This window comes from Phaeobacter sp. JH20_29, from assembly GCF_048056175.1.
Lineage (GTDB): Bacteria > Pseudomonadota > Alphaproteobacteria > Rhodobacterales > Rhodobacteraceae > Phaeobacter > Phaeobacter bryozoorum.
This window is the reverse complement of sequence record NZ_JAYMWO010000018.1, coordinates 446,295-471,528: the sequence shown is the minus strand read 5'-3', so window position 1 is coordinate 471,528 and position 25,234 is coordinate 446,295. Positions and strand designations below refer to the sequence as shown.

The following is a 25,234-nucleotide window of genomic DNA, read 5'->3' as shown; positions in this document are numbered from 1 at the left end:
CTGGACGTTTTGCGTCCAGATCTGCGGATCAGCGGCGCGGCAGCTGCCGAAAGGCTTTCTTGGCCGGAACGCGCACCGGGACCATCTCAGAGTGCATATCGGGGGTGATCCGCATCCCGCCGCGCGGGGTGTCTTCTTTCTGCGCCAGCGACATCACCGCATAGCCGAACTGCACCCCGGCAAAAACGATACCGTTCATGAACCACAGGATCGCAACCGCCAGAACGCCACTGTCCGATGTGCTGACCAGATGCCAGAGGTTCATCACGTTGAACCACAACAGCAGCCCGACAAAGGCTGCGGCAATGGCAAAGCCGATCACCACGTTGCGAATATAAAGACTCACCAGCTCTGGCATGGCATACCCTCCTGCTTCGGCCAAAACGGTAGCACTCTTTGCGACATGGTCCAGCGGCAATTGCCGGATCGGCGGGATTTGACGCATGTCGACCAGCATTTTACGGCAATGTTCTGGCAGCCCGGCGGCAGACGAAAAAAGCGCGCCCATCGGGCACGCTTCTCGATCCTCATTGCGCCACAGCAGCTGGCGCCTGTCGCAAGCCCCGGTCAGAAGGCCCCAGTCAGATTGCCCTGGTCAGAAGGCTTCGGGGCATGCCTCACGCGCCATATGGTCCAGAACGGCATTCACGAATTTCGGCTCCTTGCCCTCTGGAAAGAAGGCCCGCGCGATGTCCACGAACTCATTGATCACCACCTTGGGCGGTGTCTTGCCTGCCAGCATCTCAGAACCCGCGGCCCGGAACAGGGCGCGCAGCGTCGGGTCGATCCGTGCAATCGGCCATTTGGCCACCAGTGCGCGGTCCGTCATCTGGTCGATCTTGGCCTGATTATTGACTGCGCCCTCGATCAGCTTGCGAAAGCTTTTCGGATCGCCCTCTGCCATCTCATCGCCTTCGTAGACCGCCCCAAAACGGTGGTCCTCAAATTCGACGATGACCTTGTCGAAAGACAGGTTGCTATGTTCCATCTGAAACAGCGCCTGCACGGCATAGAGCCGGGACGCTGATTTCATTTTATGCTTGTCGCTGCCCTTGCGAGCGGCGCCCTGGCTTTCCGAAGTGGTCATACGGTGGTGGGTCCATTGTCTGAGTCGGCCAGTCTGATGGCCTCGGAAGGGGCTTTGAAGCCGACTCCCTTGGTTTGGGCGCCCCATTTACGCGTCAGCGCGATCAGATGCAAGGCCGCAGCCGCAGCACCGCCACCTTTGTTCTGATCGTTCACATCGGCGCGGACCTCCGCCTGCTTGCGGTTTTCCACCGTCAGGATGCCATTGCCGATGCACAGCCCCTGTAGCCCCATCAACTGAATCGCGCGGCTGCTGTCGTTGCAGACGGTTTCATAATGGGTTGTTTCGCCACGGATCACGCAGCCCAGAGCCACGTAGCCGTCGAAGTTAGAGCTGCGGTCGGCAATCGCGATCGCGGTCGGCACCTCCAGCGCACCCGGCACTTCGATCAGTTCGCAGGTGCCGCCGACGGCTTCGATCTCGGCCTGGGCGCCGGCCACCAGATTGTCGGCGATATCCTTGTAATAAGGCGCGACCACGATCAGCAGCTTGACCGGTTTGTCGAATGTCGGACGGTCCAGCGTATAGTGAGTTTCATGTGCAGCCATATCAAGCGTCCTTCAGAAGAGGTTTGGTGCCAACGATGCTCAGGCCGTAGGCGTCTAGTCCAACATAGGTGGTCGAGGGCGAATCCGTCAGCAATACAAGCTCATGCAGACCCATTTTGGACAGGATCTGCGCGCCCAGCCCGGTCTGCTTGATGGTGCGCGGGCCTTCGTCGTCCTGCGCATAGAGCGAATTGCGCGGCTCGCGGAACAGGCAGACGACGCCGCGCCCCTCGGCCGCGATCAGTTCCATCGCGCGCGGCAGCTGCCGGCCCGGTTTGGGACCAAGTCCCAGAAGATCCGTTGCCTCATGCAGCGCATGGGTGCGGGTCAGGACCGGTTCAGGGGTGGTGATATCGCCCTTGGTCATCACCACATGTTCAATGCCGTGGGTCTGGTCGGTAAACAGGCGCAGTTCCCAATCGCCACCGATTTCAGACGTGACGGTCTTGCGCGAGGTCTCCACCACCAGATTGTCGTTGCGCGCGCGGTAGGCAATCAGATCACTGATGGTGCCGATTTTAAGCCCGTGCGTCCGGGCAAAATCGACCAGCTCCGGCAGCCGCGACATGGTGCCATCCTCATTCATGATCTCGCAGATCACGCCCGAGGGGTTCAGACCAGCCAGACGAGAGATATCAACCGCCGCCTCGGTATGGCCTGCGCGCACCAGCACACCGCCGCGTTTGGCCCGCAGCGGAAACACATGCCCCGGTGTCGCCAGCGCGGCCATCGTGTTGCTCTCGTCAATGGCCGCCGCCACGGTCAGTGCACGGTCGGCAGCGGAAATCCCGGTCGAGACACCTTCGCGGGCTTCGATCGACACGGTGAAAGCTGTTTCATGGCGCGAAGAATTGTTCACCGCCATCATCGGCAGCCCCAGCGCATCGACCCGCTCCGCCGTCATCGGAAGACAGATCAGACCGCGTCCGTGAGTCGCCATAAAGTTGATCGCCGCAGCATCCGCAAATTCGGCGGCAATCACCAGATCGCCCTCGTTTTCGCGGTCCTCGTGATCGACCAGGATGAACATCCGCCCCTGACGGGCCTCTTCGATGATCTCTTCAATAGGGCTGATTGCGTCACGCAACTGGGCTTCAATCGGCCCCGGTGTTTCAAAGCTCATTCAGGCAACCTTTCGGTGGGCAGTCGTGGACAATGGTCAGTGCGACCTCCACAACCCCGAGCAAGGCCGTGGATACCCCAGCGGGATAGACCAGCCGCAGCGTAAATACCAGCCCCGCTTGCGGCAGCCCATGTTCCGGACGCGGCGTCGCGGTGGCGCGTTCCCCTGTCAGAGGCTGTTTCAGGGGCAGCGGTTGCGGCGGCAGATGGCCCCTTGCACAGGCACGACGCAGCCACGACAAAGGTCAAACTACGCCGCAAGATCAGCTCCCCTCGTCGCGGGAGATCGCTGACGCGCGCCGCCCCTGCGGCGCGCCACGCCCAACGCCTGAGACGGCATCCGCGATGCCGGGGAACGGGGGCGGGAGCCTTTTGCGACGCCCCAGGCAGACAGCCCCAGATTGCACGGGGGCGCGCGTGAAAGAGGCTCAGCCCTGCTCGTTCAGCCGGGCCACGTAACGGGCCAGCGTGTCGATCTCAAGATTCACCGCATCGCCAATCGCGACATCTCCCCAGGTCGTCACTTCCTTGGTGTGCGGGATGAAGTTGATGCCGAAATCACATCCGTCGACATCGTTCACAGTCAGCGAGGTGCCATTCAGCGCCACCGATCCCTTTGGCGCGATAAAGCGCGCCAGCTCCTGTGGCGCGCGCAGAGTCACGCGGGTGCTGTCCCCTTCATCGCGGAGATCCACCACCTCGGCCACGCCATCGACATGCCCCGACACGATATGGCCGCCCAGCTCATCACCGACCTTCAGCGCGCGTTCCAGATTGACGCGCTTGCCCAGAGTCCAGCCGTTGCCGCCGATATTGGTCTTGGACACGGTCTCGGCAGAGATCTGCACATCATACCAATCCTCCCCCAGTGCGATCACCGTCAGGCAGACACCGTCAGAGGCGATCGAGGCCCCGATGTCGATGGTTGCAGTGTCATAGCCGGTCTTGATCCGCGCCCGCAGGTCTCCCTGCTGCTCCAGCTCGGTGATGATGCCGATATCGGTGACGATGCCTGTGAACATGGGCGGGCTCCTGCAGGTTGCATATGCGGTTATGGCCGTCTTGGTCGGCCGGCGCCTCTCTGGTAGCCATTGGACCGCCGCGCGGCAAGCCCCGCTGTTGCCGGATAGGCGCGCCCGGCCCCCTGTGGCGCAGAACAGGCCGCCACTGGGCTTGCCTCGCCCAGCCGCGCCAGCCTACCCTTGCGCGGAAAGATGGTTAAATCCGATTAGGGGTTAAGCCATTGTTTGTACAATCGGGATATATTCGGCCCATTATGCACAAGACCGACCATCCACAACGCTGCTTTTTGTTTCTGCAAGGGCCTCATGGCCCGTTCTTTGCCAGCCTGGCAGAGATGTTGCAGGCTGCGGGCTCAGACGTGTGGCGGGTGGGGTTCAACGCCGGCGATCAGGCGTTCTGGCGCGACCGGGCCAGCTACCTGCCCTATCGCGGCGCCCCACAGGATTGGCCCGCCCATCTGGACACGATGCTGGACGACAAGAAGATCACCGATCTGGTGCTCTACGGCGATACCCGCCCGATCCACGCCAAAGCGGTGAGCATCGCGCGGAGCCGCGGCATCCGCGTACATGTCTTCGAGGAAGGCTATCTGCGCCCCTATTGGGTCACCTATGAGCGGGACGGCTCCAACGGCAACTCGCGGCTGATGGACATGCCCGTGGAGCAAATGACCGCAGCGCTTGCGCTCTCCGATATGGAGGCGCCGCTGCCCCCTTCACATTGGGGCGATACCCGGCAACATGTCTTCTACGGCGCGCTTTACCACGGCTGTGTCATGCTGCTCAATCAGGGGTACCGCCAGTTCCGCCCGCATCGGGCGCTGCCGGTCACCCGCGAATTTCAGCTCTATCTGCGCCGCCTGCTGCTGATGCCAATTCAGGCGCAGGAACGCCGATTGGCGACCCGGCGCATCCGCAACGGCGGCTTTCCCTATCATCTGGCCCTGCTGCAACTGGAACATGACAGCGCCTTTCAGGAGCATTCCCCCTTTGCCAGCCTCACGGATTTCCTGACCGAGGTGTTCCAGGGCTTTGCCGAGGGCGCGCCGCGCCATCACCATCTGGTGGTCAAGGCGCATCCGCTGGAAGATGGCCGTGTTCCGATCCGGCGCGCAGTGCGCCAGCTGGCAAAACACTACGGGCTGGAACAGCGCGTCCACTACGTGCGTGGCGGCAAGCTCGCCGCCCTCCTGAACGAGGCCCGCACGGCGGTCACAGTGAATTCAACGGCCGGCCAGCAGGTACTCTGGCGCGGCATCCCGCTGAAGGTGTTTGGCAGGGCGGTCTACGACAAGCCCGAATTTGTCTCCACCCAACCCCTGCCGGAGTTCTTTGCTGCGCCCGCACGACCGGACAATCGCGCCTATAAGGATTATCGCCGCTATCTTCTGGAAACCTCGCAGCTCCCCGGTGGCTTCTATTCCCGCAAGGGCCGCCGCCAGCTGCTGCGGCAGGTGGTGGATATGATGCTGGCGCCGGAGGACCCCTATCAGGCGCTGATCCAGGGGACAGCGGCACCGCGGCAACAGTTGCGTGTGGTGAACTGACGAGCCAGACCTCCAAGGCTGGATTTTTCCAAAACACTGCGCTAGCTTGGCCTTAAAACTTGAGGCAGAACAATAATAGGTCGAGGAGACCGAGCAGTGAAAACCGTTCCCTTGCAATGGGCGCGCCCGGTTGCGATTCTGGCCGCAGTCACGCTGGCAGCATCCTGCGGCCTGCCCCAGGTCGGCCCGAACAAGCGTCAGATCTATGCCGGTTCCGTGCAAAAAGAAGGCGATGCCTTCATTGTATCGGTCAATGATCGCGTGACCCGCGCCACCGCCGTTGTCCCGGCGCTTGGCTTTTCCGAAAGCTTCCGCAGCGCCGGTCAGCTGACCTCCGACGTGATCCGCCCCGGTGACGTTCTGGGCCTCACCGTCTGGGAAAACGTCGATGACGGGCTCTTGGCGGCAGAGGCCACCAATGCCACGGTGCTGGAAGAGGTGCAGGTCGACAGCGCCGGCTTTATCTTCGTGCCCTATGCCGGTCGGCTGCGCGCCTCAGGCAATACGCCGGATCAGCTGCGCCGCACCATCACCAAGAAACTCGAAGATCAGACCCCCGACCCGCAGGTTCAGGTCCGCCGCCTCGCAGGCGATGGCGCCACTGTCAGCCTGACCGGGGCTGTCGGAGGACAGGGGGTTTACGCGATCGAACGTCCGACACGGACGCTGGCCACCATGCTGGCCCGCGCCGGCGGCGTCGCGATTGAGCCGGAAAACGCCCAGATCACCGTTATTCGTGGTGCGGAGCGCGGCACCATCTGGTTCCAGGATCTGTTCAAACACCCCGAGCTGGACATCGCCCTGCGCGGCGGTGACAAGATCCTGGTGGAAGAGGACAGTCGCTCCTTTACTGCTTTGGGCGCAACCAGCGCGCAGGCGCGTGTCCCGTTTGAAAGCCAGAACCTGTCCGCACTTGAGGCCATCGCCCAGGTCGGCGGTCTGGTCTCCACCGCATCAGATCCGACAGGCGTCTTCGTCTTGCGCAATGAGCCTGCGGAAATCGCCAATCAGGTGCTCGGGCGCAACGATCTGATCGGGGCGCAGCGGCTGGTCTACGTGCTGAACCTGACCAAGCCCAACGGGTTGTTCGTGGCGCGCGACTTCGTGATCCGCGATGCCGACACGCTCTATGTGACCGAGGCACCCTACGCCCAGTGGACCAAGACCATCTCGCTTCTGGCCAGCCCGCTGGCGCCAATCGCCAGCGTCGAAAGTTTGGCCAGCGGCGGCTGATGACATGACGGGAACAGACCCGACGACAAGGGCCGGGGGCATTCGCTCCCGGCTTTACTATTTCAACGCCGGTTTCCTGCGCCAGCGGCGGCTGCGGCGCATCCTGTCACTGGCGGGCTATGACCTGCGGCTGGGCAAGCCGACGGCAGAGGATCTTGTCGCGGTCTGGGGCAATGCCGATACCGCTCATCGTGGTCTGGCCGTGGCGGCGGCACAGGGCTGTGGCCTGCTGCGGGTCGAAGACGCGTTTCTGCGCTCGATCTATCCCGGCCGTGAGGGAGAGCCGCCGCTGGGCTTGCTGCTCGACCGGTCAGGGTTGCATTTCGATCCCGCCACCCCCTCGGATCTGGAGCAGCTGCTGGCCACGCACCCGCTGGATGACAGCGCGCTGATGCGCCGCGCCCGGCGCGCGATTGCCCGGCTACAGGACGCCCATCTGAGCAAATACAACGCCTATTCGCCAAACGCGCCGGTGCCGGAACCGGGTTATGTTCTGGTGATTGATCAGGCCCGCGGCGACGCCTCCGTCCGCGCATCCACCCCTCATGAAGGAACCGATCACGCGCGCTTTCAGGAGATGCTTTACTATGCGCAGGACGAACATCCCGGCGCCCGCATCATCATCAAATCCCATCCGGAGGACCGCGCAGGCCATCGCCCCGGTTACTATACCGCCGCAGACGCGCAGAGACGGGTCGAGATCCTTGATGCGCCGGTCTCGCCCTGGGCGCTGCTGGAGGGCGCCATCGCCGTTTATACCGTGTCTTCGCAGATGGGGTTCGAGGCGATCCTCTGCGGTCACAAACCCCGCGTTTTTGGTCAGCCCTTCTACGCGGGCTGGGGCCTCAGCGAGGATGAATTCCCGATCACCCGGCGCCAGCGCCGCCTGACCCGCGCGCAGCTGTTTGCGGCGGCGATGATCCTCTATCCGGCCTGGTATAGCCCCTATCACGACCGGCTCTGCGAGCTGGAGGAGGTGATCGACGCGCTGGAGGCCGAAGCCAGCGCTTGGCAGCAGGATCGCGCAGGCTGGATCGCCTCAGGAATGCGGCTGTGGAAACGACGGCCGCTGCAACAGTTCTTTGGCCGCTACCGACGTCTGCGGTTTAGCGACAGCCCCAAGGTCGCGCGCGCCAGCGGGCGCAACTGGATGATCTGGGCCGGGCGCACCGGGACCGGGCAATCTCCGGGCGCCCATCGTGTCGAGGACGGGTTTCTGCGGTCCCGCGGGCTGGGGGCGGCGCTGGTGCCGCCACTGTCGCTGGTCGTCGACCGGCAGGGTATCTACTACGATCCGCATCAGCCCAGCGACCTGGAAGACCTGATCGCCGCCCGCGCGACCCTGACCGCCCAGCAGCAACAGCGCGCCGAGAACCTGACCCGGCGGCTGGTGCAGGACAGCCTGTCGAAATACAACCTCGGCGGAACGGTCCCAAACCTGCCCGAGGGGCACCGCATTCTCGTGGTCGGACAGGTGGCAGATGATGCCTCGGTCCGTCTGGGATGTGAGAAAATCGCAACCAATGCCGACCTGCTGCGGGCGGCCCGTGCGGCCAACCCGGACGCCGTGCTGATCTACAAGCCGCACCCGGATGTGGAGGCCGGGCTGCGCGACGGCAGCATCGCCGCCGAGGGGCTGGCGGATGTGGTCGTGCCCGACAGTGACCCGATGGCGCTTCTTGACATGGTGCATGAGGTCTGGACGATGACCTCGCTTCTGGGCTTTGAAGCGCTGCTGCGTGGGGTCAAGGTGACCACGGTTGGCGCGCCGTTCTATGCGGGCTGGGGGCTGACCCGGGATCTCGGCGCGGTGCCCGTTGCCCGACGGCAGGCCCGCCCCTCCCTGATGGGGTTGGTCCATGCCGCCCTGATTGATTATCCGCGCTATGTGGATCCGGTCAGCGGCCTGCCCTGTCAGGTCGAACTGGTGGTGGAGCGGCTGGCGAAGGGCGATATTCCTGCCCCGGGCACCGCCACCCGGACCCTGGCAAAGCTTCAGGGGCTATTCTCCACCTATGCGCATCTCTGGCGCTAGGCTGCCGCTACTAGGGCGACCTAGCCCAGTGAACGGGCCCAACGGTGCTGGATATCTGCCCCAACGGGACGCATGTCGATCAGATCAAAGCGCGGCGCATCGGCCAAACCCTTTAGGCCCATGCTGCCAATTGAGGACAGACCATCACCCCCGATGGCCAGCCCGGCAGTGAAGCCAATCAGCTCATCCACCAAATCCTGCGCCAGAAGCGAGGCTGCAAGCGCGCTGCCGCCTTCGCAGAAGACGCGTGTCAGACCCGCCTGCCCCAGCTGCTGCAAGACATCAGCCGCATCCAGCTGCTGACCCTCTGCGGCGCAGGGCAGCAACCGCGCGCCCAACCCTTCCCAGGCGCGCAGGCGCTCAGCATCGGCGCCGGTCCCATGGCAGATCCAGACCGGGATATTGCGTGCACTGCGTGCCAGCTGCCCCATCAGCGGCAGGTCGAGATGTCGCGAAATCACCACCCGCACGGGCTGACGGCTCACCCCAAGATCCCGCACGGTCAGTGACGGGTCATCCGCACGGGCAGTCCCACCACCCACCATCACCGCATCATGGCGTGCCCGCATCGCGTGGACGGCACGGCGGGCCTCGGGTCCGGTGATCCATTTGCTCTCGCCCGCAGCGGTGGCAATACGGCCATCAAAGCTGCTCGCAAGCTTCAGCGTTACAAAGGGGCGGCCTTGTTCCGTCTTCAGAAAAAACCCGGCATGATCCCGCGCCGCCGCGTCCGAGCACACCCCGGTGGTGACCTCGATACCGGCATCGCGCAGCATCGCAAACCCGTGGCCTGAAACCCGTGGATCACTATCTTCCATGGCTGCCACCACCCGCGCCACGCCAGCGTCGATCAGGGCCTGAGCACAGGGAGGTGTCTTACCGGTATGGGAACAGGGTTCCAGCGAGACATAGGCGGTAGCGCCGCGCGCCAGTGCACCGGCCTGGCGCAATGCCTCGGTCTCCGCATGAGGGCGCCCCCCCGGCTGGGTCCAGCCCCGGCCGACAATGCGGCCTTTGCGCACGATCACACAGCCGACAGCCGGGTTCGGCCAGCATTGCCCCTGCCCCCGTCGTCCCAGCGACAGGGCCAGCAACATATAGCGCGTATCCCCAGCCCGCATCCGTCCGGAGGCGTTCACTCTTCCGGCGCCTCCGGCGGGCGCAGCTCGTGAACGAAATCCTCAAAATCATCCGCCGCCTGAAAGTTCTTGTAAACACTGGCAAAGCGGACGTAGGCCACGGTATCTATACGGGCCAGCGCCTCCATCACGATTTCACCGATCTTCTTGGACGGGATATCGGTCTCACCCATGCTCTCCAAGCGCCGCACGATGCCCGAGATCATCTGATCTATGCGTTCCGGTTCAATCGGGCGTTTCTGCATGGAAATGCGGATCGAGCGCTCCAGCTTGTCGCGGTCGAAATCTTCACGTTTGCCATTGGTCTTGATCACCACGAGGTCACGCAGCTGCACCCGCTCATAGGTGGTGAAGCGGCCACCACAGGCCGGGCAGAACCGCCGCCGCCGGATCGAAACGTGATCCTCAGCAGGGCGCGAGTCCTTTACTTGGGTGTCGATATTTCCGCAAAACGGGCAGCGCATCAGCTGTCCCCCCTGTTCCAGTCCGCCGGTCAACCGGACGCCGCTGCGCCCTTATCCACAACTATATGGCAGCCTCTAGGGTTTGGGTAGAGGTGAATTAAGACCACAAGATGCCGGGGCTTAAACCAAATGCGCGATCACCCTGCGGCTGTGCGCTGCGTCGCGATGCTCGAACAGGTAGATGCCCTGCCAGGTGCCCAAGGCAGGCCGCCCGGCGGTCACCGGGATCGACAGGCTGACAGGCAGGATCGCCGCCTTGATATGGGCAGGCATATCGTCTGGCCCCTCATAGGTGTGGCGCAGATAGGCCATCGACGGATCGGACGCGGGCGGCACCAGACGCGACAGATAAGCGAGGAGATCGCCCTGCACCTCCGGATCGGCGTTTTCCTGGATCAGCAGCGAACAGGAGGTGTGCCGCACAAAAAGCGTCAGCAGCCCGGCGTCGCAGTGTGCGCGCGATACCCAGTCTACGATCTGATCGGTGATTTCATACAGCCCCTGCCCGCGGGTGGAGACGGTGAACTCTGCCTGCATGGATCACCTCGATGCCCAAACTTCTGCCCGGCTATCAGTTACGGCTGCGAAAGGGGAAAATCCAGTCTTCGCATTTGCCATAGGCCGCATTGGCACGAAACGCATAGCCGGGCGTCAGGATATCACCGGTCCAGTTGCCGGTGAATGGCATCACCCCGGCGGCGGCCGGATCCAAGGTGAACCGCACGGCGGAACGTGCACCGGTGGTGCTGCTGGCCCCGATGCCGTCGACGGCGTAGATCTTTGTCTGCCAGGGCAGTCCGAGCGATTTGCGCACATAGTCTCCGGCGGCACACCAGTAGTCGGATTTCAGCGCCCCGGCCCGTCCGATCACCTCAAACTGACTCGCCCCCACGGGCACGACCTCCAGCCGGTTAATCGCACGAAAGGCGGATGCCGGCACCGCCAGGACCAGAAGGCCAAGCCCAACACCCAAAACGGCGAGTGCCGTCCGGCGTGGTCCAGCCCAACGGCCCCTGGAGATCTGACGCGCTCTGCGGGATTTGAAACTGGGAAAGCCGGTCATGATGAACCTCGCCGATTGCGAATGAGGGCGCCGGTCAAAAGCGAACAAAGGCGGTAGTGCACTGGTGATCGGCCTCCTGAACGCTGAGCCGGTCACCAACGCGATAGGCATTTGTCCGTTTCAGCCAACTGTCGGGACGATCACTTGCAACCGGGCTCAGGCTGAAATGCACGGTGGATTTACGGTTCACGGCGACGCCCTCGCCGATACCGCGCACGACATAGATGCTCTGCCCCCAGTCGGCACCAAGCGCGCGGCGCGCGTAGTCCGCCGCGCCACACCAGAATGCCGAGCGCACTGCGCCCTGCGGCGGGACCACTTCGAAACTGCCGTCAGGAAGAGCAAAGACACGCGCCTGATCGACGGTCACATGGCCGGTCGGGGTTGCTTCGGCGCAGGCTGACAGCGCAAGCGCCGCCGCAATAGTCACAGAAAATAGTCGCATGATGCCTATCCTTGATGAGTAATTCAGCCCGCGGCTCTGAGGATGCGCGCGCAAGCTGACCTGCGATCTGCGCGAAGCCCACAGGTTAGAGATAGAGGGCCACCGGCAGGATTCCAGATACCGCCGACCACGGCCAGTCACAACTGTTCACATTCAACGCTGCCGAAACGGGCCCATCACCTGCGCAACCAATCGGGCACTCTCCGCGTTGAGCGGTCAAACAACCACAAGACAGAGGATCCTCCCATGGCTCAGAAAACCCTGTTCATCACCGGCGCATCCAGCGGCATCGGCGCAGCAACCGCGCGTGCGGCCCATAAGGCAGGCTGGAACGTCGGCCTGTTCGCCCGGTCCGAAGACAAGCTCAACAGCCTCGCCGAGGAACTGGGCGACGGCGCCCTGGCCTTGCCGGGAGATGCCACCAAATTCGAGGATCAGGTCGCCGCCCTACAGCATCTGCGCGACAGTTTCGGCCAGATCGACGCAGCCTTTGCCAATGCCGGGACCGGTCTCAACAATCACGGGACGGAAAACGGCGACCCCTCGGAATGGCATGACATGGTTCATATCAACATCATGGCCCTGCTCTACACGGCAAAAGCCGCTATCCCGCATCTGAAACCGCAGAAAGGACACATCGTGCTGACCGGTTCGGCGGCAGGGCGGGTGCATATCCCCGGCTCCATCTATGGCGCCTCAAAATGGTTCGTCCATGGCTATGGCGGCAATCTGGCCGAAGAGATGAAGGACTGGGGCGGGCGCTGTACCGTGGTTGCGCCGGGGATGGTGGACACCGCGTTCTTCGACGAAGCCAAGCCCGACAAGCTCCAGCCCGAAGACGTGGCCGATGCCGTTGTCTTTGCGCTGGAGGCCGACCCGCGCAATGCCGTGCGGGAGGTCTTCCTGATGCCGACCGGCTGAGGCCGCACGCGCCGCAGCACTGCGGAGGAGTAACGCCCATAAAAACATCCGGAAGGGTCACCCCTTCCGGATGTGTCACCTCAGGCGCGGTGACGCGGCGGTGCCTATGGCCCGCTCAATGACGTCGGTCGGTGGGAAACGGAATGATTTCAGCTGTTTGCCCTTCGGTTAGGGCGGTCGCCAGCACCTCCAGAACATCTGGATCTGCGGCATCTCCTGCGCCCTCACCAAAGCACTGGCAGGCGCGGTCCATCAACATCGCCCGGGCAGCAGGGGCTTCCATCTGTTCAAGCAGGGCGCGATCTTTGCGCATGATTTCGACAAGAAAGGCATTCGCCTTGGTCAGCGCGCTGAGCGAGCGGAGCTTGTCGTCCAGCACATTAAGTGCCTCGTTCAAATTCGAATGATGCGCCATTGGACCCCTCCGATCTCGCAAAGTTAACATATTGGTAACTTAGGTATTCGCGGCCCAAAAACAATTGCTGACTGTTAGGAATGGTTAACAATGCCACCCAGACAGGCGGGCCGGGCTGCGACGGGCTGGACCCGCAAAATCCATGCCGAACCGCCCCCTGCTGCAAGGCACACAGCAAAAAGGCGCCCCACCGGGGCGCCTGTTCTGTTCGGACATCAACTGCCGCATTACTGGTCGAGGAAGCTGCGCAGTTTGCGAGACCGGCTCGGGTGCTTGAGCTTGCGCAGCGCCTTGGCCTCGATCTGGCGGATCCGCTCGCGGGTCACGCTGAACTGCTGGCCCACCTCTTCCAGCGTGTGGTCGGTGTTCATGCCGATGCCAAAACGCATCCGCAGAACCCGCTCCTCACGCGGGGTGAGCGAAGCCAGCACGCGGGTGGTGGTTTCCTTGAGGTTTTCCTGAATGGCGCTGTCGAGCGGCAGCACGGCATTCTTGTCCTCGATGAAATCGCCCAGCTGGCTGTCTTCCTCGTCCCCGATCGGGGTTTCGAGAGAGATCGGCTCCTTGGCGATTTTCATCACCTTGCGGACCTTTTCCAGCGGCATCTGGAGCTTTTCGGCCAGTTCTTCCGGCGTCGGCTCGCGGCCGATTTCATGCAGCATCTGGCGGCCGGTGCGGACCAGCTTGTTGATCGTCTCGATCATATGGACCGGAATACGAATGGTCCGGGCCTGATCCGCGATGGAGCGGGTGATCGCCTGACGGATCCACCAGGTCGCATAGGTCGAGAACTTGTAACCCCGGCGGTATTCGAATTTATCCACCGCCTTCATCAGGCCGATGTTGCCTTCCTGAATGAGGTCAAGGAACTGCAGGCCGCGGTTGGTGTATTTCTTGGCGATCGAGATCACCAGACGCAGGTTGGCCTCAACCATTTCCTTCTTCGCCTGACGGGCTTCTTTCTCACCCTTCTGGACCTGCTGCACGATGCGGCGGAATTCAGAGATGTCGAGACCGACATACTGACCGACCTGCGCCATATCGGCGCGCAGCTCTTCGACCTTGTCGGTGGAACGTTCGACAAACATCTGCCAGCCCCGTCCCGGCTTCTCCGCCATATCGGCCAGCCAGTTCGGATCCAGCTCGCGGCCACGGTAGGCATCCACGAACTCGCGACGGTTGATACGGGCCTGATCCGCCAGTTTCACCATCGAGCTGTCGATCTGCATGACACGGCGGTTGATGCCATAAAGCTGGTCGATCAGCGCTTCGATCCGGTTGTTGTGCAGGTGCAACTCGTTGACCAGCAGAACAATTTCAGACCGCAGAGACTGATAGATCTGCTCATCCTGCGCGCTGAAAGAGCCATCTTCGTTCAGGGTGGCCGAAATTCGGCTGTCCTGCATTTCGCTCAGCTGTGCATAGTCGGAGGAGATCTGTTCCAGCGTGGTCAGCACCTTGTCCTTCAGCGCTGCTTCCATCGCGGCAAGGGACATGTTGGCCTGATCGTCCTCGTCCTCGTCGTCGTCCGATGCAATCGGGTTGCCGTCAGCGTCGAGCTCTGGACCGGTGTCTTTCGCCACAGGTTTGCTCGCGGCAACGACAGAGGTATCCACCACCGGCTCGCCAACCTCACCGTCTTCGTCCAGCTGGTTGCCGAACGTCGCCTCAAGGTCGATCACATCGCGCAGCAGAATGTCTTCGGACAGAAGTTCGTCATGCCAGATGGTGATCGCCTGAAAGGTCAGCGGGCTCTCGCAGAGACCGGCGATCATCGTGTTGCGGCCAGCTTCGATCCGCTTGGCGATGGCGATCTCGCCTTCGCGGCTCAGCAGTTCGACCGATCCCATTTCGCGCAGATACATGCGGACGGGATCGTCGGTGCGGTCCAGCTTTTCAGCTGCCGCGCCAGCCACCGCCACTTCGCGGTTGCTGTCGGTGGTCACCAGATCGGTCGAGCCCTTCTGCTCTTCCTCTTCGGCTTCCTCATCTTCGATGATGTTGATGCCCATTTCGGAGAGCATCGACATCACGTCCTCGATCTGCTCCGAGCTTACCTGATCCGGCGGCAGGACCTGATTGAGCTGATCATAGGTGATGTAACCCTTCTCGCGCGCTTCGGCGATCATCTTCTTGACCTGAGCCTGGCTCATGTCGAGAGAGATTTCGGGCTCCTGATCGTCAGGTTTGCGGTCGTCGGTATCTTTGGCGGCCATTCAATGCTCCTCGTCGGGGCTGGGGCGATTCGGTTTCGCGAATCATTATCGCGATCCGCTGATTCGTCACCCGGTTTACCCGTTTTTCTTTCGCTCTTCCTTAGCAAAACGACCTGACTGCGGCGCAGCGGTCACTTCTTGGAGTAGCCAATTCGTTCCAAAAGGGCTCCGAAAGCGTCGCGTTCCTCACGGTTCAGACGCGCTCCGTTCTCCCCCACATCATATTGCGCTCGGTCTTCGTTCTCACTGCGCACGGCTTTGTTGCGCGCTTCGGCAGCCTGTCCCAGCCGCCATGTCACAGCCTCATCAGCCAGCCCGTCCAGATCCTCTTCCGCCTCGGCCAGCTCTGCATCCAGGCCCCGGCTTGCCTCAAGCTTGGCAAATTCCTCCGCCAGGGTCAGGCTGGCGATTTCCACATCGCCGGGACGACGCAGACAGGGGCTGATTGCCACATGGCGAAGCGCAAAGAGGTTTTCAAGGGCATGGCTGCCGGCAGCCTGTGCAATTTCCTCTTTCAGCCGTTCAGGCGCATCGACACCATGACGCAGCACCAGATCGCGCAGCAGCGCGTGATCCGAGCCGACACAGGCCATACGTTCCAGATTGACCTCATATTTTGCAATCACCGCCGGTGTGGTGATCACCGTCGCCAGTATCACTGCCTCACGGACGCGCACCAGCGCTTCCTCGCTGCCGCCAGCAAGCAGCGAATTACGGGTCGTCTCCAGCGGCTGTGGTGGGGCGTTCTTGCCGCGCCAGGGCATCCGGGCACCATCGCGGAAACCACCAGCCTTGCGGAATTTTCCAGCGCTGTAATTGCCCTGATTGCCCGCCTGAGCCGGGGTGACGGGCGGCGGCGGCGCCTCATAACCGGGATCAAATCCACTGTCGTAGCCCGGATCGTAGCCGCTATCATAATCGCCATAATCGCCGCCAAAGTCGGGATCGCCCGCAGCTCCAAAGCCCGGATCAAAGCTTGGCCCCGGATCAAAACCGGTATCAAACCCCGGATCCGGCAGCGCATCGAACCCGGCGTCCAGCCCCGGTGCCGCTGTCGCTTCGCGCGGGCGGCCGCCGCGAAACAGCTGCCAGCGCAGATCCTGCAGATCCTCGCCATAGTGGCGGCGGATCGAGGGATCGCGGATCAGCCGGATCTTGTCGCGCAGCGCCTTGTCCAGCGCGGCCTTGCGCTCGGGACTGTCGAAAACCTTGCCCTCCGTTTCGCGCTGCCACAGCAGCCGCACCATCGGCATCGCCTGATCAAGCACCCTCTGCACCGCCTCCGGCCCTTCGGCTCGGATCAGGTCATCGGGGTCCTTGCCCTCGGGCATCAGCGCAAACCGCAGGGATTTCCCCGCCTCAAGCAAGGGCAATGCCAGATCAATCAGCCGCATCGCCGCGCGCAGACCAGCGGTATCGCCGTCCAGCGCGATGATCGGCTCATCCGCAATGCGCCACAGCATCTGGAGCTGGTTTTCGGTGATCGCAGTGCCCAGAGGCGCCACCGCCGCCTCAAATCCGCCCTCTGCAAGGGCGATCACATCCATGTAGCCTTCGGCGACCAGCAGCTGGCCGGATTTCCCCGACGCGGTGCGCGCAGGCCCGTGATTGTAAAGGCTGCGCCCCTTGTCAAACAGCGCGGTCTCCGGCGAGTTCAGATATTTTGCATTGTCGCGCGGATCCATGGCTCGGCCGCCAAAGGCGATCGCCCGCCCGCGCGCATCGCGGATTGGAAACATGATCCGGTTGCGAAAGGTGTCATAGGGCTTGCCACCTTTGTTCGAGGGTTTGGCCAGCCCCGCACCCATGATCAGCTCTTCCGGCACACCCTTGCCGCGCAGCGCGTCCCATAGGTTCTGCCAGCCGTCAGGGGCAAAACCGATCTCCCAGCGTTCCAGGGCCTGACCCGTCAGCCCGCGCCGCGCAAGATAGCTGCGCGCAGCCTCACCCGACCGCGTGTTGAGCTGAAGGCGGAAAAACCGCACCGCCTGTTCCATCACCTCGGCCAACTGGGCCCGGTGGTCCTGCTTCTGCTGGGCCTTGGGGTCGCGGGCGGGCATTTCCATCCCCGCCTCCTGCGCCAAGATCTGCACCGCCTCCATGAAGCCGACGTTCTCGGTCTCCTGCACGAATTTCAGCGCATCCCCTTTGGCATGACAGCCAAAGCAGTAATAGAACCCCTTGCGGTCATCGACATGGAAACTGGCGGATTTTTCATGGTGGAAGGGGCATGGCGCCCACATGTCGCCCTTGCCCTGATTCGATTTTCGCTGATCCCACATGACCTTGCGCCCGACAACCTGAGAGAGGCTGACGCGAGTGCGCAATTCATCAAGGAAACCGGGGGGAAGCGACATCTCAGTTGCTCTGCAACTGCTTCTGCATCTTCTGGATCTGATCCCAATTCGCCAGACATTGCTGCTCCAGCAGTGCGCCGAAGTCATTGTCGCGCAGATCGCGCTTGCGCAGACTGTAGATATGCGCGGTCAGCTGCGGAATGGCTTTGCTGTACTGCTCGGGCCAGGCGGGATCACTGTCCAGAATCGTCTGGGCAACATCGGCCTGTTTCACACGGTCCAGCCGCGCCTGCTGCACCGCCGCCATGACCTGCCCTTGATACTTGCAGCTTTCTTCTTTTTTTTCAGCAGCATAGGCTGGTGCGGCCAGCAAAGCTGCGACAAGGGCAAGACGGATCATACACTTGGCTCCCGGAATCAGTTGGTGATCCCCGAGATTACCCCCGTGCCGCAACAGCTTCCATCGCTGTTTTCAGATCATCCACAAGTGTCTCCGCCATGGAGCGGAACACCATGATCTGCAAGCTCTTTGGCCCGAGCCGGGTGACCGAGGCCGCCATGTGCTTCAGCTCGCATCGGACGGTATGGCCGCGTTTGAACACGGCGGGCCGCAAATCCACCGGGCAGAGCCGTGCCAGCACCGCGTCACCCTGCGCACCTTCCAGTAGCACCACGGCCCAGCCATCGCTCTGATCGGTCAGCGCGGCATGATCTGCCAGCGCAGGATCCGGCCGCACGCCGGACAGCAGCGCCAGCTCACGGCCAAACCAGATAATCCGCGCCCCGGCCTTGCTGTTGCTTCGGTTCGGCATCGGCCAGCGCAGCCCATGCGCGGCCGACAGCACTTCGGAGAGCGCGGCGTCTTGACCGGCATAGGGCGCAAGGGTGGTCATCTCCTCCAGCGTCGCCTCCCTCAGCGACAGATCCCCCACCTGCACAGGCAGCAGCCCCACACAGGGCGATTTTGCAATCAGCTTAACCACGCGCACGCTCCCCCTCTGGATCAAAGAACACCGGCTCGACAATCTCGCAGAGCACGTCCAGCCCTGCCGTGTGATCCACCATGCGGATCGGATCGCCAATCCGGTCTGGACCGGCCTTTATCAGCGCCAGACCAATCATATGCCCCAAGGTCGGCGAATAGCAGACCGAGGTGACATAACCCTGATCATGTGGCCGGTCGACCGGATCCTCCGGGTCAAACAGATGCGCCCCGGCGGTCAGCTCCTGCACCGCGCCGGTCGGTCTGATCCCGACCAGCCGCATCCGCGCCTTGTCGACGAGCCCCTCGCGCAGGGCCATCGCGCGACCGACACAGGGTTTGCCGGAGCGGAGCATCCCACCGAACCCCAGATCATGCAGCGTCGCGGTGCCGTTGATCTCGGCATGGGTCAGAAACCCTTTTTCAATGCGCAGCACATTCAATGCCTCCAGCCCATAGGCCCCACCGCCAAGCGCCTCGGCCCGGCGCAGCAATTCGCCAAACAGGCTCTCGCCATAGCGCGCAGGAACCGCCAGCTCATAGGCCTCCTCGCCCGAGAAAGAGATGCGGAACAGCCGCGCCGTGACCTCTCCCAGCGCCACTGCGCCACAGGCCATGAACGGCCAGTCCTCGCTAACAAATGCCGCGCCGAGGCGATCCTGCAACAGCCTCCGCGCCTTCGGGCCTGCGATGGAAAACTGCGCCCACTGCTCGGTCACAGAATGAATCCGCACGTCCCACTCCGGGTGCAGCGCCTGGCTCACGAATTCCAGATGCGCCATTACCTGCCCGGCCGCTGCGGTCGTGGTGGTCATCACATAGTGGTCTGGCGCCAGACAGGCGGTGGTGCCGTCATCCATGACAAACCCGTCTTCGCGCAGCATCAGCCCATAGCGCACCCGACCGGGTTGCAGCGTGGCAAACCCATTGGCATAGACATAGTCCAGCAACCGGGCGGCATCCGGCCCCTGAATGTCGATCTTGCCAAGGGTGGAGACATCCGCCACCCCAACCGCATTGCGCACATACCCGACCTCGCGATCGCAGGATTGCCGCCAGCTGGTTTCACCCTGTTTCGGAAAATAGCTGGCGCGATACCACAGCCCCACCTCCATCATATGCGCGCCCATATCCTCGGCCAGCGCATGGGATGTCAGCAGCCGACGCGGCGCAAAGCCGTGATCCTGCGCGCCTGCCCCCATCACCCCGATCGGCACCGGCACATAAGGCGGGCGAAAGGTGGTGGTGCCGGTCTCGGGAATGCTGCGGCCCGTGGCCTCGGCCAGCACCGCCAGAGCCACCACATTGGAGCTCTTGCCCTGATCGGTGGCCATGCCTTGCGTGGTATACCGCTTCATATGCTCGACCGAGCGGAAATTCTCGCGCCCCGCCTGACAGATGTCCTTGACCGTCACATCGTTCTGGAAATCCACCCAGGCCCGCCCGCGCCCCGGCACCGACCAAAGCGGCGTCACCCGGCAGGGCGCATCCTCGGCCTCCGGCAGCTCCACGGGCACAGCGCGCCTGCCCAGCGCCTCCAGCGCGCGTGCGCCCGCTTCCGCCCCATCCCGCAAGGCCGCCGCAGTGGAGAAAGCTCCGCCACAGGCCCCGGCAACCGCCAGCCCCGGCACCGCGCCCTCCTGCGGCACAAAACAGGCCAGATCGCGCCGCCAGCGCGGCCGCCCGTTCAGGTGACAGGTCAGATGCAGCGTCGGATTCCAGCCACCGGACATGGCCAGACAGTCGGTCTGCAGCTTTTCCTCCCCCGCAACAGAGCGCAGCGTCAGGCTTTCCAATCGCTGACGGCCTGAGGCATTGCAGACCTGAGCGCCCCGGATCACCCGGAACTCATCGCTCTGTGGTGCGTCATGGCGGCTGTCGATGACCGCCGCGACATGAACACCCGCCGCCGCCAGATCCCGTGCCGTCCGATGAGCATCGTCATTGTTGGCAAACACCGTCACCCGCTCACCGGGCGCCACCCCCCACCGATTGAGGTAGCTTCGCACCGCACCTGCCATCATGATGCCGGGTCGGTCGTTATTGGCAAAGGCCACCGGCCGCTCCAGCGCGCCGGATGCCAGGATCGCGCGCTTTGCCACCAGCCGCCAGAAACAGCTGCGCGCAGCCTTGCCGGACCCGGCAGCTGTGGTTTCAAGCGCACCATAGGTGCCCTGATCATAGACCCCGGTCACCGTGGTCGAGGCCATGCGCCGCACATTGTCCAGACTGTCCAGCTCCGCAACCACAGCCGCCACCCAGTCCCGTGTCGGCTGCCCTGCGATGGTCTCGCGCTCGCTCAGCAGGCGACCACCGGGCGCGCTATCTTCGTCACAAAGGATCACATCCGCACCACCCCGCGCCGCCGTCAGCGCCGCCATCAGACCCGCAGGTCCCGCGCCGATGACCAGAAGATCACAGAATCCAAATGCCTTTTCGTAGGTCCCGTCATCCGGCGCCCCGGACAACGCCCCCAGCCCTGCTGCACGACGAATGACCGGCTCGTAGATCTTCTCCCAGAAGACCGCAGGCCACATGAAGGTCTTGTAGTAGAACCCCGCGCCCAGAAACGGGGCCGCCAGATCATTGACGGCCATCACATCAAAGCCCACCGAGGGCCAGCAGTTCTGGCTCCGCGCCGCCAACCCCTGGTATACCGGCAGGGTGGTGGCGCGCAGATTGGGTTCCTGCGCCGCCCCCTCGCCCAGGGTAACCAGCGCATTGGGCTCCTCGCTGCCCGCGGTCAGGATGCCGCGTGGCCGATGATATTTGAACGAGCGCCCGACAAGGTGAATGTCATTGGCCAACAGCGCCGCCGCCAGCGGCTCACCTTCATGCCCCCGCAACACACGCCCATTGAAACTGAAATCGACCTCGCGCGGCTCTGCCATGCCGCCCCAACCTGCAACCCGCATCAGCCCGCCTCCCCGGTTGCCGCAGGCGCGGCGGCGAGCATCTCGTGATTTGAGGTGTCGCGCCGCACCCTGATCCAGCTGCCACAGCCGTGCTGATGGTACCACCATTCCTCCAGCGGGCCTGCCGGGTTGAGCCGCAGATGGACATGAGCATGCCAGACCTCGAGGGGCGCGCCCTCCTCCGGCGCCTCCAGCACCGCCCCGCGATAATAGAACTCGCGACGATCACGCTCACCGCAGAGCGGACAGGTAATCCTCATGACGGGCGCCCTTTCACCTTTCCAGAAATACTCAAATACGCCGTCACGCCAGCCACGACGCCGGCGCGGACCACGCGACGGTCAATGCAGGTTATGCTGCGCACCGGTCGCCTCCTCATCCATCAGGCCTCGACCGGTCTCAAACCGGTCCAGCCGGAACGCTGCCGCCGCCTGATGCGGGCGATCCGTGGCGATCAGATGCGCATAACACTGCCCCGAGGCAGGGGTTGCCTTGAAGCCGCCATAACACCAGCCCGCATTGAGATAGAGACCCTCAATCGGCGTGCGATCAATGATCGGCGATCCGTCCGGCGTCATATCCATGATGCCGCCCCAGCTGCGCAGCAGCCGCGCCTTGCCGATGGCCGGCAGCATCGCCATGCAGGCCTCCATCGTGTGTTCCACCATCGGCAGATTGCCCCGCGCCGCATAAGAGGCATAGAGGTCGAGATAGCTGCCAAACACCAGCCCCCCCTTGTCGGACTGGCTGATATAGAGATGCCCCTCCGCAAAGGTGATGACGTGGTCGATAATCGGCTTCAGCCCTTCGGAGACAAAGGCCTGGAGCACATGGCTCTCGATCGGCAGGGTCAGCCCCGCCATGGCCGCTACCTGGCTGGAGCGCCCGGCGGCGGCCATCGCAACCTTGCCCGCGCGGATCAGACCACGGGGGGTTTCCACCCCGATGACCTTGCCGCCCTCGGTCCGAATGCCGGTGACCTCGCAATTCTGCAGGATATCGACACCGCGCTGATCCGCCCCCCGCGCAAAGCCCCAGGCGACCGCATCATGGCGCGCCGTGCCCGCCCGCCGCTGCAACAGCGCCCCCTGGATGGGAAACCGGTTATTGTCATAGTTCAGCAGCGGCACCATTTCGCGCAGCTGGTCACGGGACAGGATCTCGGCATCATCGCCCTGATTGATGATCGCATTCGCCCGCCGCACCGCGCTGTCGCGCTGCGCGTCATTGTGGAACACGTTCAGGATCCCCCGCTGCGACATCATCGCATTGTAGTTCAGATCCTGCTCCAGCCCCTCCCAGAGCTTCAACGAATGGGAATAGAACTCCGAATTGCCGGGCAGATAGTAATTCGCCCGCACGATGGTGGTGTTCCGTCCGACATTGCCACCGCCGATATAACCGCGCTCCAGCACGGCGATATTGCGCATCCCATGGTCCTTGGCCAGGTAATAAGCCGTGGCCAGCCCGTGACCACCGCCGCCGATGATCACCGCATCATATTCGGGTTTGGGATCCGGGTCGCGCCAATGGGCCTGCCAGCCCCGGTTGCCTGTCAGCCCTTCGCGCAGCACACGCCAGCCAGAAAATCGCATCCCCGCTCCCCCCTTTGTATCCCGGTTGATCCCCCGGTCGTCCGCAGGCCAGGCCACCTGCACCCGCTGTGATCTCATGCCAGCCGCCGCGCCCTCTTGGGCGACAGTCTGGCGCGTTCCGCATCCCGATACCAGCCCTGATGCACCGATTGGCCCGCGCCCTGTTCCCGGTTCCAGCCCTGGCCGGGACACCCGTGCCGACCGGCGCTGCACCTGCCCTGATCCGCCCTGGCAAACGACACCGCCCGCTATCAGCAGCACATTCAATACACATGTGTCCAGAGCAAAGAAGCCAGCATTGCCGGATCGCGCCTCGGACCTGGCCAGCGGGCCGCCTTGATCGCAGCGCTACTGCTTTATCGGGGTTTCCTAAGGGCATCGGCGGCATTCCAACGCGTCGCAGCGGACATCCAAAACGCAAGAAACCCCGCCAAGCTGGCGAGGTTTCCTGTAGGTCGGGCGCAAAACCGCGTCAGCGCCCGGTGTGTTTGCGGGGACCCGATCCGGTTCGGGTCCTTCGCGTGACGATCAAAGCCCCTTGGCGCGGTAGCTCTTGGCGACCTTGTCGATGGACACCAGATAAGCGGCGGTGCGCAGATCGGTGACATCGTCGCGGCCATGCCAGACCTCGCGCATGGACTGATAAGCCGTGCGCATAGTGTCATCGAGCCCCGACCGCACCAGCTCCAGCTCATCGGCGCCCCGCAGGTAGCGTTCCTTGAACTTCGGATCCAGCGTCCAGGTCTTGCCCAGGCTTTCCGACAGCGCTTCCAGCTCATCCACGACCAGCTGATGGCGTGCCTCTTCCTGGCGGCGCTGCATCCGGCCAAAACGGATATGGCTGAGGTTCTTCACCCACTCGAAGTAGGAAACCGTCACACCACCCGCGTTGGCATACATGTCGGGAATGATCACCACGCCCTTCTTGCGCAGGATCTCGTCAGCGCCCGCAGTGATTGGACCGTTGGCCGCCTCGATGATCAGGTTCGCTTTCACGTTTGCCGCGTTGGAGAGGTTGATCACCCCTTCCAGCGCCGCCGGAATCAGGATGTCACAGGCCTCCTCCAGCAGAACCGCGCCGTTTTCGACGTAGCGGGCATCCGGGTAACCGGTGACGCCGCCATGGTTGGCAATCCAATGGGACACCGCTTCGATGTCCAGACCGTTTTCATCGACCAGACCGCCATCGCGTTCGATCACTGCGGTGATTTTGGCACCGTCTTCGGACATCAGGAACTTTGCCGCGTGGTAGCCCACGTTGCCCAGACCCTGAACGATGACCCGCTTGCCGTCCAGCTTCCCTTCGAGACCGGCCGCAGCCACATCCTCGGGGTTGCGGAAAAACTCGCGCAGAGCGTATTGCACGCCACGGCCGGTGGCCTCCACACGGCCGGCAATCCCGCCGGCATTCAGCGGCTTGCCGGTAACACAGGCCTTGGCGTTGATGTCGGTGGTGTTCATCCGCGCGTATTGGTCGGCGATCCAGGCCATCTCGCGTTCGCCGGTGCCCATATCGGGGGCCGGAACGTTCTGCGACGGGTTGATCAGGTCGCGCTTGGCCAGCTCATAGGCAAAACGGCGGGTGATGAGTTCAAGCTCATGTTCTTCATACTGGCGCGGATCAATGCAGAGCCCGCCCTTCGAGCCGCCAAACGGCGCTTCGACCAGCGCACATTTATAGGTCATCAGCGCCGCCAGCGCCTCAACCTCATCCTGGTTCACTCCCATCGAATAGCGGATACCGCCTTTGACGGGTTCCATATGTTCGGAATGAACCGAGCGATAGCCGGTGAAGGTCTGGATGCCTCCACGCAGGCGAACGCCAAAACGCACCGTATAGGTCGCGTTGCAAACCCTGATTTTCTCTTCCAGGCCTGGTGGCAGGTCCATCAGGGCAACTGCCCTGTTGAACATCAGGTCCACACTCTGGCGAAAACTGGGTTCTGTTGCACTGCTCATCAGGCTGTACTCCGTGCTTCTGCGTCGACTCAGTGAGATAGTGTTCGGACACTATGACTCTTGGATTAAGAAGGTGCGACCTTTTTGACCATTCCCATGCAAAAAGATTTATTTTTAGGCAATTTGAAAACAGTGGGCATTTGACTGAGTCGCCTCTTGCTCGCAGCTACCGTCGATTTGTTCGCAGCGCCCGAACAACCGGCGCGCCGAGACCTCATTGGGCCTGGAA

23 protein-coding genes are annotated in these 25,234 nt (G+C 62.9%); 4 read left to right on the top strand and 19 right to left on the bottom strand.

Features of this window, described 5'->3' with window-relative positions; translation table 11 throughout:
* Positions 1 to 28: 28 nt before the first annotated feature.
* From VWZ85_RS17180 to VWZ85_RS17160, 5 genes are all read right to left on the bottom strand, one after another.
* Positions 29 to 358 carry a hypothetical protein gene (locus tag VWZ85_RS17180; protein ID WP_416589386.1) on the bottom strand — a complete coding sequence of 110 codons (330 nt, stop codon included), beginning with the start codon at positions 356 to 358 and terminating at the stop codon, positions 29 to 31.
* 237 nt (positions 359 to 595) lie between these two features.
* The gene (gene nusB, locus VWZ85_RS17175) at positions 596 to 1,087 is read right to left on the bottom strand and encodes a transcription antitermination factor NusB (RefSeq protein WP_416538353.1); all 492 of its coding nucleotides are present in this window, start codon (positions 1,085 to 1,087) and stop codon (positions 596 to 598) included.
* On the bottom strand, positions 1,084 to 1,635 hold the full coding sequence (locus VWZ85_RS17170; RefSeq protein ID WP_340544985.1) for a 6,7-dimethyl-8-ribityllumazine synthase: 552 nt from the start codon (positions 1,633 to 1,635) through the stop codon (positions 1,084 to 1,086). Before VWZ85_RS17170 ends, nusB begins: the two co-directional genes overlap by 4 nt.
* Position 1,636: 1 nt before the next feature.
* Positions 1,637 to 2,758 carry a 3,4-dihydroxy-2-butanone-4-phosphate synthase gene (gene ribB / locus VWZ85_RS17165; protein ID WP_416534810.1) on the bottom strand — a complete coding sequence of 374 codons (1,122 nt, stop codon included), beginning with the start codon at positions 2,756 to 2,758 and terminating at the stop codon, positions 1,637 to 1,639.
* A gap of 427 nt (positions 2,759 to 3,185) precedes the next feature.
* A complete protein-coding gene (locus VWZ85_RS17160; protein ID WP_340544983.1) occupies positions 3,186 to 3,779 on the bottom strand; it encodes a riboflavin synthase in 594 nt (197 codons plus the stop codon).
* A gap of 254 nt (positions 3,780 to 4,033) precedes the next feature.
* Here VWZ85_RS17160 and VWZ85_RS17155 point away from each other — a divergent pair, with 254 nt between their 5' ends.
* The 3 genes from VWZ85_RS17155 (at position 4,034) to VWZ85_RS17145 (ending at position 8,594) form a co-directional block, all read left to right on the top strand.
* The gene (locus VWZ85_RS17155; protein ID WP_416589268.1) at positions 4,034 to 5,326 is read left to right on the top strand and encodes a capsule biosynthesis protein; all 1,293 of its coding nucleotides are present in this window, start codon (positions 4,034 to 4,036) and stop codon (positions 5,324 to 5,326) included.
* A 96-nt stretch (positions 5,327 to 5,422) separates the two neighbouring features.
* Positions 5,423 to 6,559: a polysaccharide biosynthesis/export family protein gene (locus VWZ85_RS17150; protein WP_340544981.1), complete on the top strand. Its 1,137-nt coding sequence runs from the start codon at positions 5,423 to 5,425 to the stop codon at positions 6,557 to 6,559.
* A gap of 4 nt (positions 6,560 to 6,563) precedes the next feature.
* Positions 6,564 to 8,594 carry a capsular polysaccharide biosynthesis protein gene (locus tag VWZ85_RS17145; protein WP_416589267.1) on the top strand — a complete coding sequence of 677 codons (2,031 nt, stop codon included), beginning with the start codon at positions 6,564 to 6,566 and terminating at the stop codon, positions 8,592 to 8,594.
* A gap of 20 nt (positions 8,595 to 8,614) precedes the next feature.
* Here VWZ85_RS17145 and ribD read toward each other — a convergent pair whose 3' ends face one another.
* The 5 genes from ribD to VWZ85_RS17120 form a co-directional block, all read right to left on the bottom strand.
* Positions 8,615 to 9,691: a bifunctional diaminohydroxyphosphoribosylaminopyrimidine deaminase/5-amino-6-(5-phosphoribosylamino)uracil reductase RibD gene (gene ribD / locus VWZ85_RS17140; protein WP_416534818.1), complete on the bottom strand. Its 1,077-nt coding sequence runs from the start codon at positions 9,689 to 9,691 to the stop codon at positions 8,615 to 8,617.
* 38 nt (positions 9,692 to 9,729) lie between these two features.
* Positions 9,730 to 10,197 (bottom strand): transcriptional regulator NrdR, encoded by a 468-nt coding sequence (gene nrdR, locus VWZ85_RS17135; RefSeq protein ID WP_340544979.1) that lies wholly within the window; start codon positions 10,195 to 10,197, stop codon positions 9,730 to 9,732.
* A 120-nt stretch (positions 10,198 to 10,317) separates the two neighbouring features.
* Positions 10,318 to 10,734 carry a secondary thiamine-phosphate synthase enzyme YjbQ gene (locus VWZ85_RS17130; protein WP_416540467.1) on the bottom strand — a complete coding sequence of 139 codons (417 nt, stop codon included), beginning with the start codon at positions 10,732 to 10,734 and terminating at the stop codon, positions 10,318 to 10,320.
* A 34-nt stretch (positions 10,735 to 10,768) separates the two neighbouring features.
* Complete coding sequence (locus VWZ85_RS17125; RefSeq protein ID WP_416589265.1) at positions 10,769 to 11,260, bottom strand: hypothetical protein; 492 nt, start codon at positions 11,258 to 11,260, stop codon at positions 10,769 to 10,771.
* Positions 11,261 to 11,294: 34 nt separating this feature from the next.
* The gene (locus VWZ85_RS17120) at positions 11,295 to 11,705 is read right to left on the bottom strand and encodes a hypothetical protein (protein ID WP_416539317.1); all 411 of its coding nucleotides are present in this window, start codon (positions 11,703 to 11,705) and stop codon (positions 11,295 to 11,297) included.
* 246 nt (positions 11,706 to 11,951) lie between these two features.
* On the opposite strand from VWZ85_RS17120, the gene VWZ85_RS17115 reads away from it, so the two are divergent.
* A complete protein-coding gene (locus VWZ85_RS17115; protein WP_416589264.1) occupies positions 11,952 to 12,626 on the top strand; it encodes an SDR family oxidoreductase in 675 nt (224 codons plus the stop codon).
* Positions 12,627 to 12,741: 115 nt separating this feature from the next.
* Here the strand turns inward: VWZ85_RS17115 and VWZ85_RS17110 are convergent, their stop codons facing one another.
* The 9 genes from VWZ85_RS17110 to VWZ85_RS17070 all read right to left on the bottom strand — a co-directional run bounded on the left by VWZ85_RS17110 (position 12,742) and on the right by VWZ85_RS17070 (position 25,005).
* Positions 12,742 to 13,041 carry a hypothetical protein gene (locus VWZ85_RS17110; RefSeq protein ID WP_416539316.1) on the bottom strand — a complete coding sequence of 100 codons (300 nt, stop codon included), beginning with the start codon at positions 13,039 to 13,041 and terminating at the stop codon, positions 12,742 to 12,744.
* A 227-nt stretch (positions 13,042 to 13,268) separates the two neighbouring features.
* Positions 13,269 to 15,257: an RNA polymerase sigma factor RpoD gene (gene rpoD / locus VWZ85_RS17105; protein WP_340544973.1), complete on the bottom strand. Its 1,989-nt coding sequence runs from the start codon at positions 15,255 to 15,257 to the stop codon at positions 13,269 to 13,271.
* A gap of 131 nt (positions 15,258 to 15,388) precedes the next feature.
* Positions 15,389 to 17,614 (bottom strand): DNA primase, encoded by a 2,226-nt coding sequence (gene dnaG, locus VWZ85_RS17100; RefSeq protein ID WP_416539315.1) that lies wholly within the window; start codon positions 17,612 to 17,614, stop codon positions 15,389 to 15,391.
* A gap of 1 nt (position 17,615) precedes the next feature.
* A complete protein-coding gene (locus VWZ85_RS17095) occupies positions 17,616 to 17,954 on the bottom strand; it encodes a hypothetical protein (RefSeq protein ID WP_416534801.1) in 339 nt (112 codons plus the stop codon).
* Positions 17,955 to 17,991: 37 nt separating this feature from the next.
* Positions 17,992 to 18,537: a sarcosine oxidase subunit gamma gene (locus VWZ85_RS17090; protein WP_416589262.1), complete on the bottom strand. Its 546-nt coding sequence runs from the start codon at positions 18,535 to 18,537 to the stop codon at positions 17,992 to 17,994.
* On the bottom strand, positions 18,530 to 21,451 hold the full coding sequence (locus tag VWZ85_RS17085; protein ID WP_416589261.1) for a sarcosine oxidase subunit alpha family protein: 2,922 nt from the start codon (positions 21,449 to 21,451) through the stop codon (positions 18,530 to 18,532). Before VWZ85_RS17085 ends, VWZ85_RS17090 begins: the two co-directional genes overlap by 8 nt.
* Positions 21,451 to 21,711, bottom strand: a complete 261-nt coding sequence (locus tag VWZ85_RS17080) for a sarcosine oxidase subunit delta (protein WP_416534798.1) — start codon at positions 21,709 to 21,711, stop codon at positions 21,451 to 21,453. The genes VWZ85_RS17085 and VWZ85_RS17080 overlap by 1 nt, the downstream gene beginning before the upstream one ends.
* Before the next feature lie 81 nt (positions 21,712 to 21,792).
* Positions 21,793 to 23,046 carry a sarcosine oxidase subunit beta family protein gene (locus tag VWZ85_RS17075; protein WP_340544965.1) on the bottom strand — a complete coding sequence of 418 codons (1,254 nt, stop codon included), beginning with the start codon at positions 23,044 to 23,046 and terminating at the stop codon, positions 21,793 to 21,795.
* 528 nt (positions 23,047 to 23,574) lie between these two features.
* Positions 23,575 to 25,005, bottom strand: coding sequence for a Glu/Leu/Phe/Val family dehydrogenase (locus tag VWZ85_RS17070; protein ID WP_340544963.1), 1,431 nt, complete (start codon positions 25,003 to 25,005; stop codon positions 23,575 to 23,577).
* Between the last annotated feature and the right edge of the window lie 229 nt (positions 25,006 to 25,234).

Bases quoted from the DNA above. Each gene is read 5' to 3' on its own strand.
- VWZ85_RS17075 (WP_340544965.1), bottom strand. From the start codon at position 23,046: ATGCGATTTTCTGGCTGGCGTGTGCTGCGCGAAGGGCTGACAGGCAAC.
- VWZ85_RS17125 (WP_416589265.1), bottom strand. From the start codon at position 11,260: ATGACCGGCTTTCCCAGTTTCAAATCCCGCAGAGCGCGTCAGATCTCC.
- VWZ85_RS17115 (WP_416589264.1), top strand. From the start codon at position 11,952: ATGGCTCAGAAAACCCTGTTCATCACCGGCGCATCCAGCGGCATCGGC.
- ribB (WP_416534810.1), bottom strand. From the start codon at position 2,758: ATGAGCTTTGAAACACCGGGGCCGATTGAAGCCCAGTTGCGTGACGCA.
- VWZ85_RS17180 (WP_416589386.1), bottom strand. From the start codon at position 358: ATGCCAGAGCTGGTGAGTCTTTATATTCGCAACGTGGTGATCGGCTTT.
- VWZ85_RS17130 (WP_416540467.1), bottom strand. From the start codon at position 10,734: ATGCAGGCAGAGTTCACCGTCTCCACCCGCGGGCAGGGGCTGTATGAA.
- dnaG (WP_416539315.1), bottom strand. From the start codon at position 17,614: ATGTCGCTTCCCCCCGGTTTCCTTGATGAATTGCGCACTCGCGTCAGC.
- VWZ85_RS17095 (WP_416534801.1), bottom strand. From the start codon at position 17,954: ATGATCCGTCTTGCCCTTGTCGCAGCTTTGCTGGCCGCACCAGCCTAT.
- VWZ85_RS17085 (WP_416589261.1), bottom strand. From the start codon at position 21,451: ATGCGGGTTGCAGGTTGGGGCGGCATGGCAGAGCCGCGCGAGGTCGAT.
- nusB (WP_416538353.1), bottom strand. From the start codon at position 1,087: ATGACCACTTCGGAAAGCCAGGGCGCCGCTCGCAAGGGCAGCGACAAG.
- VWZ85_RS17145 (WP_416589267.1), top strand. From the start codon at position 6,564: ATGACGGGAACAGACCCGACGACAAGGGCCGGGGGCATTCGCTCCCGG.
- VWZ85_RS17160 (WP_340544983.1), bottom strand. From the start codon at position 3,779: ATGTTCACAGGCATCGTCACCGATATCGGCATCATCACCGAGCTGGAG.
- VWZ85_RS17110 (WP_416539316.1), bottom strand. From the start codon at position 13,041: ATGGCGCATCATTCGAATTTGAACGAGGCACTTAATGTGCTGGACGAC.
- VWZ85_RS17080 (WP_416534798.1), bottom strand. From the start codon at position 21,711: ATGAGGATTACCTGTCCGCTCTGCGGTGAGCGTGATCGTCGCGAGTTC.
- VWZ85_RS17070 (WP_340544963.1), bottom strand. From the start codon at position 25,005: ATGAGCAGTGCAACAGAACCCAGTTTTCGCCAGAGTGTGGACCTGATG.
- VWZ85_RS17120 (WP_416539317.1), bottom strand. From the start codon at position 11,705: ATGCGACTATTTTCTGTGACTATTGCGGCGGCGCTTGCGCTGTCAGCC.
- rpoD (WP_340544973.1), bottom strand. From the start codon at position 15,257: ATGGCCGCCAAAGATACCGACGACCGCAAACCTGACGATCAGGAGCCC.
- VWZ85_RS17155 (WP_416589268.1), top strand. From the start codon at position 4,034: ATGCACAAGACCGACCATCCACAACGCTGCTTTTTGTTTCTGCAAGGG.
- nrdR (WP_340544979.1), bottom strand. From the start codon at position 10,197: ATGCGCTGCCCGTTTTGCGGAAATATCGACACCCAAGTAAAGGACTCG.
- ribD (WP_416534818.1), bottom strand. From the start codon at position 9,691: ATGTTGCTGGCCCTGTCGCTGGGACGACGGGGGCAGGGGCAATGCTGG.
- VWZ85_RS17170 (WP_340544985.1), bottom strand. From the start codon at position 1,635: ATGGCTGCACATGAAACTCACTATACGCTGGACCGTCCGACATTCGAC.